Genomic DNA, 21,225 nt, shown 5'->3' on the forward strand with positions numbered 1-21,225 from the left:
AAAGTTGATTGTTGAGCCAGAAGACCTGTATGTAGTGAATTCTTAAAACCTCCGATTTAGAGGATTATAAGAGCATTATATTTAAAATTAAATATGATTCTGTTATCCTTCTCCACTGGAGAAGGATTTTTTATTTCTAAAAACTCCTAACCGACGGAATCTCTTTGAATACCCAGGACATCTCCAAGTCAGTATTTAATATTCCTCACCGGGGATAGTGCTTAACATCCCCGGTGAGGAATTGCTTTCATTAATTTAAATTTATGATACAGTAATCCATAATACAGAGAAACTTTGGTGGAAACCTTATTCAAGTGAAAAACATTTACAATGAGGAGATAAATAATGAAGCCTATGATAGCAGTTTCCATGGGGGATGCAGCCGGCATTGGTCCGGAAATTACAGTAAAAGCCTTAGCAGATGCGATGGTACAGGAAAAAGCCAATTGTATCATAATCGGAGATAAAAAAGTATTGCAAAGGGCCATTGATTTTTGCAAACTTGATTTGATTATAAATGTTGTCGATGAACCTGCGGATGGAAAATATGAACCTGGTATTTTAAATTTAATTGATCTTCAGAATATTTCCATGGATCAATTAAAAATGGGTGAAGTCCAGGGGATGACAGGTCGGGCGTCCTATGAATACATCAAAAAAGCCACAGAATTATGCCTGGACGGTAAAGCCGATGTTTTAACAACAACAGCCATTAACAAGGAATCCCTAAAAGCGGGAAAAGTACCTTTTATTGGACATACAGAAATGATTGGCGCTTTAACAAATACAAAGAATCCTTTGACTATGTTTCAAGTACACAATCTGAGAGTCTTCTTTTTAAGCCGTCATTTATCGTTGCGAAAGGCCTGTGATTTCGTAACAAAAGATAATCTGGCCGTATTTATTGATCAGTGTGTTGATGCCTTAGAAACTCTGGGTGTCGAGAATCCCCATATTGCAATGGCAGGGCTAAATCCCCACAGTGGCGAACATGGGCTGTTTGGCAGGGAAGAAGTTGATGGTGTGATACCGGCGATTGAAGAAGCAAGAGCAAAGGGAATTAATATTGATGGACCCATTGGGGCAGATAGTGTTTTTCATTTTGCCCTAAAAGGTGCTTATGATGGTGTTTTATCTTTATATCATGATCAGGGACATATTGCCACAAAAATGGTTGATTTCGAAAAGACCGTTTCCATCACCATTGGGATGCCTGTTTTAAGAACCTCGGTGGATCATGGTACTGCCTTCGATATTGCCGGAAAGGGAATCGCCAGTCCTGTGAGTCTGATTGAAGCCATTCGTTTAGCCGTTGAGTATGCGCCGAAATTCAAGAAAAAATAGTGTGTATGATTTTGAAAAACCCATTTTTCAATTGTTCTTGACCCAGGATCACATGAAACCTAGGTTGTCATATCAAAAAAAGTGCGAAAAAAAACCGGATATAAAATCCGGTTTTTTTCATTTAAGTTCTTAAGTGACTATGCAACCATAACGTTAGTAGCTTGTAAGCCGCGATCAGTTTTTTCTGTGTCAAAAGTAACACGTTGTCCTTCTACAAGGTTTTTACGACCTTCAGCGATAATTGCTGAGAAATGTACAAATACATCTTCGCCACCATCAATCGAAATAAAACCAAAACCTTTTTCCTCGTTAAACCATTTTACTGTACCAGTATTCATTATTGGTACCTCCTGTTTCTAAAATTAATCTTGATGCAAAAATAAAAAAAACACATATTTTTGTAAACCATTTAAAACGCAAATGACTTACAAAAATATGTGAAATCAATCAATACACTTTAATCTACTTCCAATGATACAGCAATAAACCTTATTTGTCAAATAATTTCAATAAAAAATCAATATGCATTAAGAATATCGTAAGATTTATTTTTTTCTTGACAGTACAATCACTTGGGGTTACAATAAATAAATACAAACGAATTGCGAAATAAAAATTGAATTATCATAAACTAACTAATGATGCCATGAAGGTATTGCTTTTACAGAAGTAAAAGACGTACTTCGTGGCCTTTTTTTGAGCCTGTATATAATTATATTATATGAGGAGGATTTTATTATGCATATGGCAGATGCTTTACTTTCACCAGCAGTTGGTGGAATCATGCTTGCAGCAAGTGCTGGAGCGATCGCTTATTCCGCGTATAAGTGTAAAGATGATTTGGACGAAAAGAAGATTCCATTAATGGGAGTTATGGGTGCGGTTATTTTTGCCGGTCAGATGATTAACTTCACCATTCCAGGTACCGGATCTTCAGGACATATCGGCGGTGGTATTTTACTGGCAGCTTTGTTGGGACCGTTTCCTGCATTTCTTGTGATTTCAACTGTACTTCTCATCCAGGCCCTGTTTTTCGCAGATGGTGGATTGTTGGCTTTAGGGGCTAATATTTGGAATATGGGTTTTTACGCATGTTTGCTGGTATACCCCTTAATATTCAAACCCATTGTCAAGAAAGGCTTTACCCCGAGGCGCATTGCCGTGGCAGCCATCCTTTCGGTAACAATCGCTTTATTAGGAGGGGCTTTTTCTGTAGTAATAGAAACGCTTGCTTCGGGAATTACTGAATTGCCTTTTACAGCCTTCCTTGGATTAATGATGCCCATACATTTGGCCATTGGCATTGTTGAAGGAATTGTAACCGCAGGTGTTTTAGTATTTGTTTATAAAATGCGTCCCGAAATCTTAGAATCGTCATTAATTAATAAAAAAATATCCTCTGGGCTTTCTCTAAAAAAAGTATCAGTCACGCTGTTAATATTTGCTGCTCTCCTTGGTGGTGGTTTCTCATTATTTGCATCCTCCAATCCTGATGGTTTGGAATGGGCTATGAATGGGGTAGCAGGAACGACACAAATTATTGCAACAGGCGGAGTTCATGAGAATGCTGCAGATGTTCAAAAAACAACGGCCGTTTTGCCAGGCTATGGTTTTAAATCAACTGATGGACAAGGTTCAGCTGCAGGTAAAAGTGTAGCAGGACTTCTGGGAGGTGGACTTACATTATTATTGGCAGGCGGAACTGGTTACATCATTTACGCGGTTAAACGTAAAAAAGAAAAATCAGCTTAAAAATTAAAAACAAATAATTATTAGAATAATCTCTGTTAATAACAGAGATTATTCTTTATTATAAGCTTGGAAGGAAAATCAAATGTCAGCATTAACGGATTCTATGAATACAATTCACTCCCTGGAAGAAATGGCAGAAGCCAAAACAATTATCCACAGACTCCATCCCATGGTTAAATTAGTGACAACGTTCCTGTATATCATTCTGGTGGTTTCTTTTGACCCCTATAATGTCACGGGTCTGGTTGTTTTTTTATTTTATCCGGTAATTCTTATGGCACTGGCGGAAATCCCGTATAAACCTTTATTAAAACGACTACTCGTTGCACTGCCCTTTTCTTTTTTTGCAGGCATTTCGAATATTTATTTCAATCAAAATGCCGCCTTTATGGTGGGGAACACGCCCATCACATATGGTGTTATTTCATTTTTTTCGATTATGATCAAAACAGTTTTTACCGTGATGGGTGTACTTATTCTTATTGCCACAACGCCATTGCCTCAGATTTCCTATCAGTTGCTGGTTATTAAAGTGCCGAAAATTATTGTGGAACAGATCATGTTAACCTATCGCTACATTTCGGTACTATTAGAACAGGTCTCCAACATGTATACGGCTTATATATTAAGGGCACCGGACGCAAAAGGCATTAAGATGAAAGACATGGGTATTTTTGTTGGACAATTGTTATTAAAAAGCTTTGATCGTGCTGAAAATATTTATTTTGCTATGAAATGTCGCGGATATGATGGCCATTATCTTTATGCCAAACCCGACCCCATGAAAAAAAGCGATTGGATTTTTATGCTGAGCACCTGCGGGATGCTGATACTTCTGAGATTTTTTAATTTAAGCCAGTTCATTGGCAGTTTTCTACAATAAGGAGTTATGATGATATATTTTAAAGATTTAAGCTATTCGTATCCGGATGGTCATGCGGCCATTAAAAATGTAAATTTAGAAATAAAAGACGGTGAAAGTATTGCTCTCGTAGGAGCAAACGGCGCCGGAAAATCAAGCTTATTTAAATTGATTGTTGGTATTTCAGACATTGGTGAAGGGTCGATTCAGGTTGATGGTGTTTCAGTGGAAAAGAAAACCCTAAAAGACATTCGAAGAAAGGTTGGCATGGTTTTTCAAAATCCGGATGATCAGCTTTTTATGACAAAGGTATATGATGATGTGGCCTTTGGACCTAGAAACGAACTCTTATCTGAGACTGAGGTAGAGCAAAGGGTCAACCAGGCACTGGAAGTCCTCGGGATTATCCATCTTAAAGATCGCATGCCGCATCGATTATCTGGTGGGGAAAAACGTATTATTGCCATAGCATCCGTGCTGTCAATGGATCCTAACATTATTCTATTTGATGAACCCACATCGTTTCTGGATCCCAAGGCGCGGCGTAATGTTATGGAAACTTTAGGTAAACTGGCAATGACAAAAATCATTGCCACCCATGATTTAGACATGGCCCTTGATATTTGTGACCGAGTGATTATCCTCCATCATGGCAGCGTTTTTGCTGATGGCAGTGTCAAAGATATTTTACTCAATGAAGAGCTGCTATTGAATTGTCATCTGGAATTACCGTTGTGCATGCAGCGCTGTAAAACCTGTAAAAATTAGAAGCTGCGTTTTCATTAGAAAATATGGTGCTCACAAGGATAATGGATGAACAGTTGCAATGATTACCCATAAAACGAGAGGTTTATATAACCGTTTTATGGGTATTTCTTATATAATGAGATGATTTAACAATGCTTCTGAATGAATTTAAGTTTGGGATGAAGTTTTGGATTCACAATTGAAATTTTTGGTTTTATAAGATATAATTATTCTAATGTTTGGGAGGTTAGGTAATGAAAAAAAAAGATTATTCGAACATTGGGGATGATATTAAAAACATCATTCAAGATGCACTAAATTCCACTGAATTCAATCAGTTAAATAATAATATTTCAAAAACAGTGAACCGGGCACTGGAAGAAGTGAAAAAAGGCAGTCATAATTGGAAACAGCAGATGCAAAATCATAATAAAAATTATGAAAATCCATCCGATGAAAAGCCGAAAACTGCTCAGGAAAATAAAAAAGAAACCAGTAAGGTACAAAATAGAGACTATACAAAACAAAGCATAAGTAATCCATTTAATAAAAATAAAAAAGTGTTGGTGTCAAAATCACCTCATGGTCGAATAGCGGGTCCATTGTTAATCGTTTTCGGTGATATTGGTATTGGATTAACGTTATTGTTTTATATCGGGTGGCTCTTTGTGGCAAATGTTTTTTTTGCGGGTTTATCTTCCCTGGTCGTACCATTATTAGCGCTGTTGCCGATCCTATTGTTATCCGTTTTTATGGTTGCGAAAGGAACCGGACTGCGAAGAAGGGTAAAGCGGTTTTATCAGTATGTGAAAGGGTTAAGCGGACGAACTTTCTGTGAAATCAAAGAGCTGGCGGATCCGATGGGACGAAGTTCGAAATATGTGGTTAAAGACCTTCGAAAAATGATCGCTGTTTTTATGTTTCCGGAAGGAATAATTGATGAAAAAGAAACTTTTCTCTTTATCAGCGATGAGTCCTATAAGGCTTACCTGAAAATGGAAGAGCAAAAGCGGTATTTGGAAGAAATAGAAAAGGATCGAATTGAAATTGCGCAACGTCAGAAAATGATGGATGTACAGAATCCCGAGATGAAAGCGGTTCGGGAAGTGATCACCGAAGGAAAAGACACCATCATAAAAATCAGAGAAGCCAATGAAGCTATTCTGGGAGAAAGTATTTCCGAGAAATTAGAGCGCCTGGAAAAAGTAATCAGTAAAATATTTGAGCACATTAAAGAAAACCCTGAAGAGTTACCGGAAATACGAAAATTTTTGGGGTACTACTTACCAACAACCCTAAAGCTTGTAAAAGTTTATCAGGATTTAGATGGAGAATTGATTCAGGGCGCAAATATTGTAGCAACAAAAAAAGAGATTGAAGAGACACTGGATACGATAAATGATGCCTTTGAAAATCTTTTAGATAGTTTTTATGAAGATACTGCCATAGACGTTTCAACTGATATTTCAGTTTTAAATACCATACTCGCCCAAGAAGGATTAACGAAAAGAGACTTTGAAAATAAAGGAGAATAGATATGGATGACAACGCAAATGATTATTCCCAGGTAACGCCAAGTTTGACTTTTGATCCATTTGAAGAAGAAAAAATGGTTGTTGCAGCTCAACACCAGGAATTAGCACCGGAAAAACAGGTTTTTGATGAAAGTCGATTATCCCCTGAAGAACGTAAAATGGTGGATGATTTTGCCAGTAAAATAGATCTCAACAATTCGAGTCTTATTATGCAGTTTGGAGTAGGGGCACAAAAGAAAATAGCGGATTTTTCTGAAACAGCATTAAACAGCGTTCGAACAAAAGATCTCGGAGAAGTGGGGAAGATGCTTGGAGATATGGTTTCGGAACTGAAAAACTTTGATGTGGAAGAAGAAGATAAAGGGTTTTTCGGCATGTTTAAAAAGAATATCAATAAATTAAATTCCCTGCAGATTAAATACGCAGCAGCTGAGACCAATATTAATCACATCTGCGAATCTTTAGAATTCCATCAGGTCCAACTCTTAAAAGACGTAGCCATGTTGGATAAATTGTATGAAGCGAACAAAACCTATTTTAAAGAATTATCCATGTATATTTTAGCAGGAAAAAAGAAGCTTAAGATTGTTGAAGATACTGATTTGCCGGCCTTGATAAAAAAATCCGAACTGAGCGGCTTACCGGAAGACGCTCAAGCCGTGAATGATTTATCAGCAATGCTCAATCGTTTTGAGAAAAAAATCCACGACCTTGAGCTGACACGGTTAATTTCAATTCAAATGGCTCCTCAGATCCGACTGGTTCAACATAACGATACATTAATGGCTGAGAAGGTTCAATCCTCCATTGTCAATACCATCCCATTATGGAAGAGTCAAATGGTTTTAGCACTTGGGGTTGTTCATTCCGGACAAGCCGCAAAAGCTCAGCGCGAAGTAACCGATATGACCAACAAATTATTACGCAAAAATGCAGAAACATTAAAGGTCGAATCTATTGCCATTGCCAGGGAATCAGAAAGAGGAATTGTAGATATTGATACGCTTCGTTATTCAAATGAAGCCTTGATTTCCACCTTTGATGAAGTACTCCAGATCCAGGCTGAAGGCCGACAAAAGAGGAAAGAAGTAGAAGCTGAGCTGCAGAAGCTTGAGAATGATTTGAAAATAAAAATGCAGGAAATCAGACGATAGTAAGTTAATCAAAGAACCTTAAACAGATCAGTTGATTTGTTTGGGTTCTTTCTTTTATGGGCAGCATTTGTTACCACTGGTCATTACTGCGTTAATTGGAATCGTATTAAGAAAGCGAGCAAAACTATGAAAATTATTATCGCGCCGGATTCGTTTAAAGGGTCTTTATCTGCTGCAGAGGTTTGTGATATCATGGAAAAAGCAATTCTAACAGTACTTCCGTTAACGGAAATTATAAAAATACCAATTTCTGATGGCGGAGAAGGGCTCGTGAATACTCTATTAAATTTAGAAGACGGTAGAAAGATAATAGTTCCGGTGAAAGATCCATTATTCCGGAAAACTAATGCAGCCTATGGCATTTTAAATGGTAAAACAGCAGTGATTGAAATGGCAGCTGCATCGGGTCTGACCTTGCTGACTAATGAGGAACGAAACCCAATGCTAACCACGACTTTTGGAACGGGTGAATTGATTATTGATGCCATAAAAAACCAGGGATGTGACACGGTTATTTTAGGCATTGGCGGCAGTGCAACCAATGACGGTGGAATGGGGGTTGCCACTGCCCTTGGGGTTAAGTTTTATGACAAAAATCATGATGTGCTCAGCCCTTGTGGACAAAGCCTTGAAAAGATAGTCTCCATTGATACCGCACACATAGATCCGATAATATTTCAAAAGGATATTATCATTGCCTGTGATGTTGATAACCCTTTATTTGGGACACAGGGAGCAGCTCAGGTATACGGACCGCAAAAAGGCGCATCCGAAGAAATGACGATATCCCTGGACAAGGGTCTCAAGCACTTGGGAATATTATTGGAAAAGGTATCAGGAAAAGAGCTGATTGATTTACCAGGGTTAGGCGCCGCCGGAGGAATGGCGTTACCTTTAGTGGCATTATTTGACGCCCAATTAAAATCAGGGTTGGAAATTGTATTAGACAGGATAAACTTTAATGAGCTTATCCAAGGTGCGGATCTTATTATCACAGGTGAAGGAAAAACCGACAAACAAAGTACCAGGGGTAAGGTGATTTCAGGGGTAGGAAAAAGGGGAGAAGACCAAAAAATTCCTGTAATCGTTATTTCCGGTGCCCTGGAAAAAGGGTATGAAGTGCTTTTTGATCAAGGGATCACTGCTGCGTTTGCAACTTACAATAATTCAAAAAATCTGGAGTGGCATATGGATCACGCCAAAGAAGAACTGGAAGCCACTGTGATTAACTTATTTCGAAGTTTAGCGGCACTCGATGGTAAAACAAACTCATAAATCCACCAGAATAACTTGTAGGTGAAATCTGGGATGAACATGATGAGGTTATTGATGCCATTCTAAAAGCCGATAACCGGCATGTGATTGCAATAAATGTTATTTGAAGTTGAGTGTAATAGAGAGAGTGATGTACAGTTAGAAAAATAGTTAACTTTTCTTAAGTCAAAATTAAGATTAAGGAAATATAATGATGTAAAATATTTCAATAGGAGGTAAAAATGAAATTAAGTGCAAGAAATCAGTTAAAAGGTAAAGTTGTCGGCATTCAAGAAGGTGCAGTCAATGCCATTGTTACAATCGATATTGGTAATGGCAATGTGATTACTGCAGATATTACAATTGCAGCTGTAAAAGACCTTGGCCTTGCTGTTGGTAAAGAAGCTACCGCAGTAGTTAAATCTACCTCTGTTATGGTATTGGTTTAATTCCGACTAATTAAATTTTAAAATGCTCCTGATGGTAACCCATCAGGAGCATTTTCTGTTTTTAGGCAGAAACTAAGCCATTATTTTATCCACTGCCTCATTAAAATCCTTCACAAAGCTATCACGCTTTTCTTCAGTAAAATCTGCTTTTTTGAGCAATTCTAAAAATGCATGAAAGTTTTCAACTAATAAAGCATTAACCCGTGTGTATTTTTTAAGAATCACAGGATCACCATTAAAACTCAGTGTCCAGGTATTTCTCATATACGCAAAAATATGGTTTGTCATATCCCGCATCATGGAAGCCAGGTTGGCAACCTTTGGGTTGAGGTAATCAGTTTCCGCCTCGTAGGTGGAATGTTCGGAAATATTTAATCGCCCTTGATCCTGAAGTTCTTTATATGATGAACTTCCCTGGAGGATAATCATATGATGGTAGAGAACATTAACGCTGATTTCAAGTTTATCCAATAAATGGTTGCGCCTAAGAAAATCGAAGTTCACCTGGAGATCTTCAAGATCTGAATCCGGTTCGAACATAATAAAACCGACGCTGGGCTCAATGCCATACTTGCGTAAAATGACAAGGGCATTTTCATTATCCTCTACTGTGGTTAATTTATTCAGCCGCTTTAAGGTTTCATTCCGGCCACTTTCCAAACCGATGAGAATCTGCCTGAGTCCGGCATCCACCAGAGCTGCAATGGTTTCATCCTCAATATCGTTGGCCCTGGCTTCAATGCCAAAGGTAATATTTTTATTCTTTAGTAAAGCGGCCAGTTTAAGAACACGATTTTTTCCTCCACGGCCGGGGCCGTAAAAGTTGGGGTCCATAAAATAAAAATAACGAAGGTCAGTTTCAGCCATAACAGCTTCAATTTCGGCAATAATATTTTCAGGACTACGGCCACGCCATTTTCGTTTAGCGTCCCCGTAATAGGGGTTAATGTAGCAAAAAGTGCAACCACCATAACAGCCCCGGCTTCCGGAGATGTTCACTTCACCAAAAGAGTAAGCGCCTTTACTGCGAAGTGGAAAAGGGAGCAGGTTAACATCCGAAATCACTTCTCCTCTGGTGGCAACAATAGCATTGCCATCGCGGTATGCAACACCCTTGAGATGATCTTCCGGGAAATTTTCCACTAACTTTAGAAATGTCAGTTCATTTTCTCCTAAAAGGGCAGAGTCAATGGCTGGACATCGGTTTAAAATTTCTTCATAGGCAAAGGTGGGATAAAAGCCAAAAACCGTGACGTAAGAAATCCCGTAGGTTGACTTAACATGTTCGATAAACTGGTAGAGTGTTTGATTGTTTTCCCAATGATACACTAGGTGTATCCCAAGAATTGTCGGGCGTATTCTGGCGATTTCTGCTTCAATGGCCGGGTAATCCAGTTTTTCAAGGTAACCATCCACAATGGTCACGTCGATATTTTTGGAAGCCAGCATCCCTCCGATATACCCGGTATTTAAACAGGCAGATAAAGGGGCATTGGCAATGTCATTGCAACGGTCGTCCCCGAAGGAACGGGGATGTTCTAAAAGTAAAACTTTCATGAAGTGACCTCCTGCCACATAAAGATATTTTTCTTGGTATGATAGATTTCCAAATCGTAACGCACCCGGTCAAAAGGTTCAGGATTATAATAAGTAGGATAGAGCAAATCAGTTTTAGCAGTGATTACACCATTGTCAAGGGCCTGCTGTTCAATTTTCGTACCGGGGAGAATGCGTATGTTGTTTAATACAATGGTTCCCAAAGTCCTTGACTGATGGTGAATCTCATAGATTGCATCAATCAGATCTCTTGCTTCCTGCATGGTTTCCTCAGTATCTCCAGGCGTGTTTACCAGGAAATGATAAACAGTGACCACACCACTGTTTGCCAGAACCCGGGCCGTGTTCAGGATATCCGCAACCAGCATGTGTTTGTCCATGGCATCCAGCGAGGTTTGGCTGAGGCCATCCGGAGACAGGGAAAAGCATTCACAACCGGATTTCGTATATAAAGCCACATTTTCCTCGGTTAAAAGGTTTTCGCGAAAGAAACCGCTCCAATTTATTTTAAGTCCACGGTTTAGGATTTCCTGACAGATATTATCGAGATGATCCACCGGAATATTGACTACCGAATCGGTGAAATGAATCCGGGTGACCCCATAATGTTTATATAAATACTCAATTTCGTCGACCACCGAATTCGGCGTGCGACACCGCATTTTCTTCCCCTGGAGCAAGGGGTAGGAGCAATAGCCACAGGAAAAACAGCAGCCCCGTTTTGATTCCACGCCAATACTTTCCACGTATTTATTGACTTCCAGATACGGGCGGGGATCCAACAGATCACGGTTTGGCATAATGTAATCCGTCATATTGTAGTCACCGCTGGCAGGTACAACCTTGACAGTGCCATTTTCACGATAGCATAGACCTGGCAGAAGGGGAGGATTATCAAGGTTTTCCAAAAGAGGGGCGATGATTTTTTCGGCCTCTCCGGTCACACCATAATCAATTTCTTCATATTCAGTCATAAGGCGTTTCGGGAATAATGAGAAACCCGTGCCTCCGGCTAAAATTCGTGCGTCCGGGCAATATTTTTTTATAAATGCTAAAGTGACTGCAAAGGGAGGAATCAGTGATGAGGTTTTGTTTCCCAAAGGGTCTACATTCCGAAGGGAAATACAAACCACATCCGGCTTTTGAGTATCCAACTCTTTTCGAAGTTCACTATAGGGGTCCATGGCCATGTTCATATCAAAAAGGTGGAGATCATGGTTGGTTTCACGCTCGACCTGTGATGCCAGAACCACAATACCAATGGGATAGACCCGCTCGATATCGATACCCTCCATTGAGAGGGCCTGAATGAATAATATTTTCATGTTTGCTCCTTGAAATCTATTTTATATAAGCAATTGCGAAAGTGCCATAAACTGCCATCAAAGCTATCTACGGTTGCGTTTATGAATTTTGCAATTAACTTTTGTGTTTTTACTCCAATAATAAGAGGCCATAATATTTCACAATGGCATCTCTGGTGCTAAGGGTTTCCAGGACTTCACCGTTATTTCGAACGGTTTCAAAAACATCAATGCCGGCACCTTCCATTGAAGGACGGCGATTTTTCGTATTTTCACAGGGAATTTCGGGATCACATTTGGAACAAATGCTGCAAGGTCCTGCGAAAAAAACAAATGCTTTGTGATAACCGTTTATAAAAGCAAGCTTTTCAGCTTCCAGTAATTTTTTCTGAAAATCACCGGTGGGAGGTTCACCTTTTAGCAGGAAGGCTTTTTTATAACCGGACAAAAGCTTTGTCGTTTCTTCCAGACTCATGTCATTGGCTTCACAATGTTTCTGATCATAGGACCTGCACCCAAAACGACATTTGTTTTTCGGGAATTCCGAAACGATGACTGATTCAGGAGAAATTTCCAGAACATCATCAAAGCCGAGAGCTTTTATAGGATAGATGAGCTTTTGGAGCGGGGTAATGGCTAAGTGATCTAAAGCTCTGGAAGATTTGGCTGCGAAGATGAGCGCGGTATCGGTTTCCAGGGGAATCAGAGACGTGGTTGCCAATTGATTTCGTTTAAGTTCATTAATGACCCAGGCTCCTGAAAAAACTTTGCCATTATAGGTATTCAGCATCATGTTAACATCGGTAAGTTGCGCTTTCACTGGAAAATGTTCGGTAAAAAAATCATGAATCAGAAGTACGCCATCATCGGCCAGGTGGTCGGCGGCTGTTTTTAATACCAACTCATTTTCGGCTTCGGCATAGGCATGGACGATGTTGGATAAAATAATAAGCTTGTATTTTTTGTCAAGTCCCCACTGAGGGTCAAGAATATTACAGGAATGGTAGTGAACGCGATCTTTGAAGGGTGTTTGGTTCACCATTTTCTGTGTATGGGGAAGGATTTGTTCAATATCCAAAAGGGTGGCAGCAGTACCGGGAAATTTCTTTAAAAAAGCCAGAGCCATAGCACCGGAACCCGTGCCGACATCCAGGATTTCGCCGGATAGATCGTTAAAAAAGCCCGTGCAGTCGGTGGCTTTTAGTTTAGCCACATTGTCCATGGCTTTAATGTAATTTTCCCGCCGGGCATCCATTTCGGTTTCACTAATCTCCTCAGGCAAAAAATTCACACGTCCTCCGGCTTTTAAAGAAGCCTTCAGGGTATCCCAGTCTTCAGTGAGATTTTTACGCCACAGAATAGAGTCCCCTTGGTAAAGGGGACTATTTTTAAGCAAATATTTTTTGGTGAGAAGAGAATTATAATAACTTTTTTGGTACTGACCCAGGAGCCCCAGGCTTACGAGCAGATCAAGGTATCGATCCAACGCGTTAGCATCGCAGAGCATTGACCGGGAAAGCTCTGAAAGGGTTGCTCCCTGGGTGCCAAAGCCATCAATTGTTTCAAAGAGGTTCATTTCCAAAGCAGTGAAAAGGGAATCCGAAACCCAATAGGCGGTGGAAAGATCTTCTAAATACTGGCCGCCATGGGTATGAGGATCATATCCCTTCATGACCATTGGATACTCCTGCATCTTCAAAGGTGAGGACATCACACATGACTCGGGCTGAAGATTCAACCAGGTGCATAGCAACAGCAGCCCCGGTGCCTTCACCTAATTTAAAATTCAAGTTAAGCAGGGGACGTAGACCCAGTGCCTGCCACATTAATTGATGGCCGGGCTCTTCGGATTGATGGGAAGGAATCATATAATCCAGAGATTGAGGACAAAGCCCTTTGGCGATGAGGGCCCCGGCCGTGGAGATAAATCCGTCGACCAGTATTGGTACCTGATGATAGGCGGCTCCAAGAATAACACCGGCAATACCGGCTATTTCAAAGCCTCCAACCTTGGAAAGAACATCAATGGGATCATTCTTATCCGGGCTGTGGAGGTTAATGGCGTCTCGGATCACCTTGATTTTATTGAGAAGGGTAGCATTATCAATGCCGGTGCCTCGGCCGGTAACCGATGAAACCGGGTACTCCGCCATCACTGCCAATATGGCAGCACTGGGGGTGGTGTTTCCGATTCCCATATCACCGGTGGCCAGAAGATTAATGCCCTGTTCTTCAATGACTTTCGAAGCCACGTTAATGCCGGCTTCCAGTGCCTGGATGGCCTGGGCACGGGTCATGGCCGGTTCTTTTGAAAAGTTTTTGGTGCCGTAGGCAACCTTGCAGTCGATAATAGCGCCCTTTTCAACCAGGTGAGGCATGTCAACCGCAACACCCATGTCAACGACGATTACATCTGCGCCAACAGCCTTGGCCAGAACGTTGATGCCGGCACCGCCTTTAACAAAATTTGCTACCATTTGCGGGGTTACTTCCTGGGGAAAGGCAGAAACGCCTTCGGCAACAACGCCGTGATCTCCGGCCATGGTAATAACCATTTTCTTATCGACATTGGGACGGATGGTGCGTTGGATCCCGGAAAGCTGTTCTCCGACAACCAGGAGCTGACCAAGGCTCCATGGAGGAATAGCCAGCTTTTCAATGTGATCCCGGGCAGCAGCCTGCCATTTGGGATCAGCAAGTTCGGTATTTTCAATAACCTGTTTAAGTGTATACTTAGTTTCTATCATTATATTATCCTTTCGAAGGAATTAGCTTTTAGGCAATTCCGAAGAATTCGGCAGCCACATCAGCTGGACAACGGGTGTCTTCGCAGACCACACAGCCATCCGAAGGGTTCTGGGCAGCAAAGGCGGCAATAAGGTTGGCCTGGTTAATGGCATTCTTAACCTGTTCATCCTGGTTTCTGCCAACACGGGCACGGGACATAGCCAAATCACGATTCCAGGCAGCGCCGCCGCGTTTTAATACATTGGCACAATTGGCAGCGATCCGGGTTGTTTCAACGCCGATACGCACGTCTTCTTCATTAGGAAGGCCTAAATGTTCGGCCGGGGTCAGGTAACAAAGAAAATCAGCACCGTGCATTCCGGCAAATGCGCCGCCAATGGCACCGGTGATGTTATCATAGCCGGGAGCAATATCGGTGGCCAGGAAGCCCAGAATATAATAGGGAACATCAAAACAAAGACGTTTTTGCAGGAGCATGGCTGTTGGAATATGATTCAGCGGCACATGGCCGGGACCTTCAACCATAACCTGAACTCCGGCTTCCAGTGCACGTTTGGTCAGCTCACCGGCAACCATGATACCACGAAGGTGAACCTGATCCAGGGAATCGGCATTGGAGCCAGGCCTTATGGCATCCCCAATACTTAAAACCGTATCGGTTGCTTTGAGAATTTCTAAAAGACGGTCAAATTCAGCGTATAATGGATTTTCTTTATCATTATGGAACATCCATCCGGTTAACAGGGAACCGCCACGGCTGACAATATCAGTGACTCGGCCGGTTCTTTTGAGAATTTTAAGAACATCCATATTCAAAGCACTGTGAACAGCCATAAAATCCATGCCTGCCTCACATTGTCTTTCAACCACTTCGAAAAGATCGTCAGAGGTCATATTAACCATCAGGCCTCTTTTTTCAACGGCTTCCATACAGGCCTGGTAAACCGGAACACAGCCGGCAGCGATGTTTGATTTTTCAAGGCTCAGTTTACGCATTTTATCAATATCAGCTCCCATACTTAAATCCATAAAACCATGGGCCCCGGCTGCTTCGATAATCTGTAATTTTTTGACTTCCATTTCCATATCGTCGCGATCCTGAGCGGTTCCCATCAGACCGTTGACTTTTACATCCAGTCCGCCGCCAATACCACAGATTTTTGAGCGATTGCGATTTTTATTTTTAGGAATAACTATATGGCCACAGGCAACGCCTGCTCGTATAAATTCAGGGGTAAAACCTTCTTGAAGGGCTACCATTTCCATTTCTTCGGTAATTTTTCCCGCACGGGCTTTTATCATTTGTGTCATTATTTTATCCTCGCTTCCTTAGGTTCAACTCGTAAATACTGGGCAACAATTTTCATGGCGCAAAAATCACCACACATGCTGCATTCGGATGAGAAGTCGGTGCTGCGATCTTTCCAAACCCGTGAGGCTTGTTCAGGATCAATGGCTAATTCCATTTGTCTTTCCCAGTTCAGCTTTCGCCTTGCAGTAGACATTTCCAAGTCCCAGGCAAGGGCAGCAGGGTGGCCTTTTGCCACATCTGCGGCATGGGCAGCAATTCGGCTGGCCATCACACCCATGTAGACGTCGTCTGCATTTGGCATGCCAATGTGTTCAGCAGGAGTTACATAGCAGAGGAAGTCGGCGCCGTAGTAAGCAGCAATGGCGCCGCCAATGGCTCCGGTAATATGGTCTGAACCTGCACCGGAATCGGTTGGCAGACAACCGAAGACAAAGTAGGGAGCACCGCCACATAATTTTTTCTGTAACTGAACCGTGGTTTGGATTTCATCCAAAGGCACGTGTCCCGGGCCTTTGACCATAACCTGAACGCCGGCTGCTCGGGCTTTTTTAACCAGGCCCCCGAGAATAACCAGTTCATGAACCTGGGCTCCGTCAAGGGAATCAGCAATACAACCTGGGCGCATGCCATCGGCAAAGCTTAAAACCACATCGTATTTCTTGCAAATTTCAAGAACACGGTCATACTGGGTAAAGAAAGGGTTTTCGCATTGGTTGTGAACCATCCAGCCGATGAGGTGGGATCCGCCATAGCTGACTAAAGGATCAATACGGCCTTCTTCTTTGGCACGGTTAATCACATCCATGGTGGTACCGCAATGAAGGGCTAAAAAGCTCACACCTTCGGAAGCATGCTTTTCCATCATTTCAAACATATCATCGGCAGTCATATTAAGAGCTGTGCCATATTTCTTCTGTGCAACGGCCAGGGTCTGATAAAGCGGAAGGGTTCCAACGGGGCGATTCACAGTGGATAAAACCGTTTCACGCATTTCATCAATAGGGCCTCGGACACTTAAATCCATGATGGTATCAGTTTTCGCTTTCATAGCAGACTTAACCTTTGTCATTTCGCCTTCAATGGTGTCATTTTTTTCATACATGCCAACACTGGCAGAAACCTTAACATACAGGCCTTTACCAACAGCCACAGGGTTAATATTTGAACGGGAGCTCTTTAGAATAACAATTTCTCCGGTTGAAATACCCTGACGAATCATCTCAGGATCAATGCCTTCTTTTTCAGCCACATAAATCATTTCTTCGGTGATTTCACCGGCACGCGCTTTTTCTAAAATTGTCATATTTTCTCCTAAACTTTTTTAGTTTCAAAATTTTTGTAATAAAAAAAGCCCATGGCTATTATTAAAATAATAGCCATGAACTTTACCTTCATTCATACATAATCGATACATAGGCAGGTCTCCTGACTTGGGGATCAACGCTTGCCACACCTTCCCATAAAAACAGTGGTGATTGTGGTTCGCTCCTCCCTTACAGTGATGGGTTCGTTCAGGATTTTCACCCGATTCCCTATTCTCCTTAAAATTAAGGCACCATATGTTCGCTTTTTTATTTACTTAACTATAATTATACACGCAAAATTTGAAAGTGCAAGGAAAAAAATGAATAATCTCTTAAAACTTAAGTCAGGCTTTTTATTATTTAGGGTATAATAGTTATAGATAAAAAAACCGGTAGGTGAAAATTGGAAATGCAACAAAAAAATTCAACCTTAATAAAACGTTTTATTCCCTATTATAAAAAGTACAGGTGGATATTAGTACTGGACCTTTTTTGTGCGGGTCTGACCACCATATGTGATTTAGTCCTGCCCCTGATCATTCGATTTATTACTGATAAGGGCATCAATGATATGGCAGGCCTAACCCTTGAAATAATTCTGAGCCTCGGTTCTTTATACCTGGTGCTTCTTATTATTGACGCTGCGGCCAATTATTTCATGGCGGATATTGGCCATGTCATGGGTGCGAAAATTGAAACCGATATGCGCCGGGACCTTTTTGGGCATTTGCAAAAGCTATCATATTCTTTTTACAGTAATACCAAAATCGGGCAGTTGATGTCACGGCTCACCACTGACCTTTTTGATGTGACCGAGTTTGCTCATCATTGTCCTGAAGAATTTTTCATTGCCGGCCTTAAAATTACCGTTGCTTTCGTGATTCTCGGGAACATTAACATCTGGTTAACTCTGATTATTTTCTCGGCGTTACCGATTATGCTGATTACAACCGGTTATTTCAGACGACGGATGCGAAAGGCTTTCAAACAGGCCCGGGTTCAAACCGGGGAAATTAATGCCCAGGTCGAGGATAATCTTCTGGGGATTCGAGTCGTTAAATCCTTTGCCAATGAAGCCATTGAAGAGGAAAAATTTGATGTGGGCAATGGCATCTTTTTAGGAATCAAAAAACAGACTTATCGTTACATGGCTGGTTTCCAAACCACCACACGATTGTTTGACGGACTGATGTATATTTTAGTGGTGGTCGGCGGATCGCTGTTTATGATTAATGGGGCTATTACCCTTGGAGATCTCATGGCATACTTATTGTATGTCTCTACTCTTCTTACCTCTATTCTTAGGATTGTTGAGTTTTCCGAGCAATTCCAAAGAGGAATGACAGGGATTGAACGGTTCGTAGAAATCATGGATGAGCCGCCAGAAATAAAGAATGCGACCGGAGCGAAAGAATTGATCAATGTTAAGGGAGATATCCGATTTGAAGGGGTAGGCTTTAAATATTCTGATGGTAATAAGGAGGTGCTTTCAAACATAGATCTGCATGTTAAACCAGGGGAAAGCATTGCCCTGGTAGGCCCTTCCGGAAGTGGAAAAAGCACACTTTGTCATCTCATTCCACGTTTTTATGACGTCACTTCCGGCCGGATTTGTATCGATGGTCAGGATATAAAAGATTTGACTCTCCATTCTCTTCGTTCCCAAATTGGCATGGTGCAGCAAGACGTCTATTTATTTTCAGGGTCCATTCATGAGAATATTATTTATGGCCGTCCTGAGGCACCGAGAGAGGATGTGATCCTTGCTGCCACCCAGGCAGGCGCCCATGATTTTATTATGCAATTGCCGGAAAAATATGACACTTATGTCGGGGAACGTGGTGTGAAGCTCTCCGGAGGGCAAAAACAACGCATCAGCATTGCCAGGGTATTTTTAAAAAACCCACCTATTTTAATTCTGGACGAAGCGACCTCGGCTTTGGATAATGAAAGTGAGCGGATTGTTCAGAAATCCCTTGAAAAATTGGGCAAAGGGAGAACCACCTTCACCATTGCCCATCGGTTAACGACCATTAGAAATGCGGACATTATTCTTGTGCTGACTGATGAAGGCATTGTTGAACAGGGATCCCATGAAGAACTGCTTAAAGAAGAAGGTGTTTATTTTGATCTGTATCAAATGTATAGTGATCTGGATGATATAGATAGTGAATATAAATAAAATAAGTATCATTTTATTCATTCATATTTCCACAGCCATAGCCGGCCAAATCCAACGTTACTGTTTTAAGTCCCAGTTCTTTCAGGGTATCTACCAGGGTTTGGCGATTGGCGATAATCGATTGGAAATCTTTGGGATCACACTCGATTTTTGCAGTATCTCCGAATAATCGCAGGCGGTATTGGGTTAAACCCAGAGTTTTGAGATAATCCTCACCAATTTCAATACACTTAAGAGCAGCTGGAGTAATGGGGGTGTTGGTAGGAATTCGGGTTGCCAAACAGGCCATCGAGGGCTTTGTGGCAGTGGCCAGGCCAAAATAGGCTGAAAGATCACGGATATCCTGTTTGGTAAGGCCGGAATCTTTCAAAGGGCTATAGACGCCAAGTTCGCCCAGGGCCCGAATCCCCGGGCGGTAGTCCTTGACATCATCCAGATTGGAACCGTCGACGATAATTTTACATTCGTTTTGAATGGCGGCGTTTTTTATCTGGGTGAAAATATATGTTTTGCAATAATAACAGCGATCCGATGCATTTTTAACAAAGTTTTCTAATGAGAAAACATCGGCATCAATGACCATTGGTGTTATACCAATGGTTTTGGCTAAAGCCTGGGCCTCAAAAAATTCAGAATCCGGGAGCATGGCACCGTTAACGGTAATGGCCATCACATCCTTTCCCAGGATGTCAAAAGCGACTTTTAATAAAAGGGTGCTGTCCACTCCACCTGAAAAGGCTATACAGACGCGGTTGAGGTCCTTGATTTTATTTTGCAGCGTGCTCAGCTTTTCTTGAAGAGCCGGGGATAGATTAGTTGCTTTATTCATGAGTTCTCCTAAAATTGCGACAAAAGAATGATTGAGGAAAGGCGTCGCATTAATGATTATATTATAACTGATTAAAAGGCTTTTCTACCAGTAAAAAATTTGATATAATGCAAATAGCATAATATGGATATAGGAGAATTAATTAATGAGTAAACAAAAATGGATGCCTTTTGCTATTGGGATTGGAATTTTAATCCTGATTGCCTTGTTGATCTATGGTTGCAGCAAGTTTTTCGGAGAAAAAAAAGGGGATGACTACGTGGTGAAAGGTGTCGATTTATCTGCTTATCAGGGAGATGTTGACTGGAAGGTATTATCGAAACAAGGCATTGACTTTGCTTATATTAAGGCAACTGAAGGAAAGGATTTTGTGGATGAACAATTTAAGAAAAACTGGGAGGCAAGCCATAAAACTGCATTAAAGGTTGGGGCTTATCATTTCCTCAGTTTTGATAGCCCCGGAAAAGATCAGGCAAAGAATTTTATCAACAATGTGCCTGTTTCCGATAAAAATCTGCCACCGGTGGTTGATATGGAATTGTACGGAGCTTATCTAACAACACCAATGGAAAAAGAAAAAGTTAAGGTCATTTTAGATGATTTTCTTAAAGAAATTGAGAATAATTATAAGGTGAAACCTATTATTTATACCAATCAAAATGTATATAACCTGTACATCGGAACGGATTATAAAGATTATAAAATCTGGATTGTGGATCTTGATAACACCACCCCAAAGACTCTTCCCAATGGCAATGAGTATAAATTCTGGCAATACAGCCAGCGGAATATTTTAGAAGGTTACAAGGGAAGTGAAAAATTTATAGATATGGATATTTATAATGGTACTTACAATGAATTTATAGGCGAATTTTTTTAAATTGACAAAAAG

The 21,225-nt window shown here is 41.1% G+C and carries 18 protein-coding genes and 1 riboswitch; of the genes, 10 read left to right on the plus strand and 8 right to left on the minus strand.

What is annotated here, in order from left to right; translation table 11 throughout:
- Positions 1-345: 345 nt before the first annotated feature.
- A complete protein-coding gene (gene pdxA, locus VIK44_RS12365) occupies positions 346-1,344 on the plus strand; it encodes a 4-hydroxythreonine-4-phosphate dehydrogenase PdxA (protein WP_331554198.1) in 999 nt (332 codons plus the stop codon).
- Positions 1,345-1,481: 137 nt separating this feature from the next.
- Here the strand turns inward: pdxA and VIK44_RS12370 are convergent, their stop codons facing one another.
- The gene (locus tag VIK44_RS12370; protein ID WP_331554199.1) at positions 1,482-1,682 is read right to left on the minus strand and encodes a cold shock domain-containing protein; all 201 of its coding nucleotides are present in this window, start codon (positions 1,680-1,682) and stop codon (positions 1,482-1,484) included.
- 400 nt (positions 1,683-2,082) lie between these two features.
- Here VIK44_RS12370 and VIK44_RS12375 point away from each other — a divergent pair, with 400 nt between their 5' ends.
- From VIK44_RS12375 to VIK44_RS12405, 7 genes are all read left to right on the plus strand, one after another.
- Positions 2,083-3,096 carry an energy-coupling factor ABC transporter permease gene (locus VIK44_RS12375; protein WP_331554200.1) on the plus strand — a complete coding sequence of 338 codons (1,014 nt, stop codon included), beginning with the start codon at positions 2,083-2,085 and terminating at the stop codon, positions 3,094-3,096.
- 82 nt (positions 3,097-3,178) lie between these two features.
- Positions 3,179-3,979, plus strand: coding sequence for a cobalt ECF transporter T component CbiQ (cbiQ, locus tag VIK44_RS12380; RefSeq protein ID WP_331554201.1), 801 nt, complete (start codon positions 3,179-3,181; stop codon positions 3,977-3,979).
- A gap of 6 nt (positions 3,980-3,985) precedes the next feature.
- Positions 3,986-4,726, plus strand: a complete 741-nt coding sequence (locus VIK44_RS12385; RefSeq protein ID WP_414637080.1) for an energy-coupling factor ABC transporter ATP-binding protein — start codon at positions 3,986-3,988, stop codon at positions 4,724-4,726.
- Positions 4,727-4,959: 233 nt separating this feature from the next.
- A complete protein-coding gene (locus VIK44_RS12390; RefSeq protein WP_331554202.1) occupies positions 4,960-6,240 on the plus strand; it encodes a 5-bromo-4-chloroindolyl phosphate hydrolysis family protein in 1,281 nt (426 codons plus the stop codon).
- A gap of 2 nt (positions 6,241-6,242) precedes the next feature.
- Positions 6,243-7,394, plus strand: a complete 1,152-nt coding sequence (locus VIK44_RS12395; RefSeq protein ID WP_331554203.1) for a toxic anion resistance protein — start codon at positions 6,243-6,245, stop codon at positions 7,392-7,394.
- 126 nt (positions 7,395-7,520) lie between these two features.
- On the plus strand, positions 7,521-8,669 hold the full coding sequence (locus VIK44_RS12400; RefSeq protein WP_331554204.1) for a glycerate kinase: 1,149 nt from the start codon (positions 7,521-7,523) through the stop codon (positions 8,667-8,669).
- Positions 8,670-8,890: 221 nt separating this feature from the next.
- Positions 8,891-9,097, plus strand: a complete 207-nt coding sequence (locus VIK44_RS12405; protein ID WP_331554205.1) for a TOBE domain-containing protein — start codon at positions 8,891-8,893, stop codon at positions 9,095-9,097.
- 72 nt (positions 9,098-9,169) lie between these two features.
- Here the strand turns inward: VIK44_RS12405 and VIK44_RS12410 are convergent, their stop codons facing one another.
- The 6 genes from VIK44_RS12410 to thiC form a co-directional block, all read right to left on the minus strand.
- The gene (locus VIK44_RS12410; protein ID WP_331554206.1) at positions 9,170-10,654 is read right to left on the minus strand and encodes a radical SAM protein; all 1,485 of its coding nucleotides are present in this window, start codon (positions 10,652-10,654) and stop codon (positions 9,170-9,172) included.
- The gene (bzaD, locus tag VIK44_RS12415; protein ID WP_331554207.1) at positions 10,651-11,979 is read right to left on the minus strand and encodes a B12 lower ligand biosynthesis radical SAM protein BzaD; all 1,329 of its coding nucleotides are present in this window, start codon (positions 11,977-11,979) and stop codon (positions 10,651-10,653) included. The genes VIK44_RS12410 and bzaD overlap by 4 nt, the downstream gene beginning before the upstream one ends.
- Positions 11,980-12,088: 109 nt before the next feature.
- Positions 12,089-13,636 carry a DUF2284 domain-containing protein gene (locus VIK44_RS12420; protein WP_331554208.1) on the minus strand — a complete coding sequence of 516 codons (1,548 nt, stop codon included), beginning with the start codon at positions 13,634-13,636 and terminating at the stop codon, positions 12,089-12,091.
- Positions 13,617-14,705, minus strand: a complete 1,089-nt coding sequence (gene cobT / locus VIK44_RS12425) for a nicotinate-nucleotide--dimethylbenzimidazole phosphoribosyltransferase (RefSeq protein ID WP_331554209.1) — start codon at positions 14,703-14,705, stop codon at positions 13,617-13,619. The genes VIK44_RS12420 and cobT overlap by 20 nt, the downstream gene beginning before the upstream one ends.
- 28 nt (positions 14,706-14,733) lie before the next feature.
- Positions 14,734-16,017 carry a B12 lower ligand biosynthesis ThiC-like protein BzaB gene (bzaB, locus tag VIK44_RS12430; protein ID WP_331554210.1) on the minus strand — a complete coding sequence of 428 codons (1,284 nt, stop codon included), beginning with the start codon at positions 16,015-16,017 and terminating at the stop codon, positions 14,734-14,736.
- A complete protein-coding gene (gene thiC, locus VIK44_RS12435) occupies positions 16,017-17,321 on the minus strand; it encodes a phosphomethylpyrimidine synthase ThiC (RefSeq protein ID WP_331554211.1) in 1,305 nt (434 codons plus the stop codon). The genes bzaB and thiC overlap by 1 nt, the downstream gene beginning before the upstream one ends.
- A gap of 95 nt (positions 17,322-17,416) precedes the next feature.
- Positions 17,417-17,593: riboswitch (cobalamin riboswitch) on the minus strand.
- Between the two features lie 138 nt (positions 17,594-17,731).
- Here thiC and VIK44_RS12440 point away from each other — a divergent pair.
- The gene (locus tag VIK44_RS12440) at positions 17,732-19,504 is read left to right on the plus strand and encodes an ABC transporter ATP-binding protein (protein ID WP_331554212.1); all 1,773 of its coding nucleotides are present in this window, start codon (positions 17,732-17,734) and stop codon (positions 19,502-19,504) included.
- A 13-nt stretch (positions 19,505-19,517) separates the two neighbouring features.
- On the opposite strand, the gene larE is transcribed toward VIK44_RS12440, so the two are convergent.
- A complete protein-coding gene (gene larE / locus VIK44_RS12445; RefSeq protein ID WP_331554213.1) occupies positions 19,518-20,333 on the minus strand; it encodes an ATP-dependent sacrificial sulfur transferase LarE in 816 nt (271 codons plus the stop codon).
- A gap of 145 nt (positions 20,334-20,478) precedes the next feature.
- On the opposite strand from larE, the gene VIK44_RS12450 reads away from it, so the two are divergent.
- Positions 20,479-21,213: a GH25 family lysozyme gene (locus VIK44_RS12450; protein WP_331554214.1), complete on the plus strand. Its 735-nt coding sequence runs from the start codon at positions 20,479-20,481 to the stop codon at positions 21,211-21,213.
- Positions 21,214-21,225: the final 12 nt, after the last annotated feature.

It is taken from the genome of Acetobacterium sp. (assembly GCF_036508315.1).
Taxonomy (GTDB): domain Bacteria; phylum Bacillota; class Clostridia; order Eubacteriales; family Eubacteriaceae; genus Acetobacterium.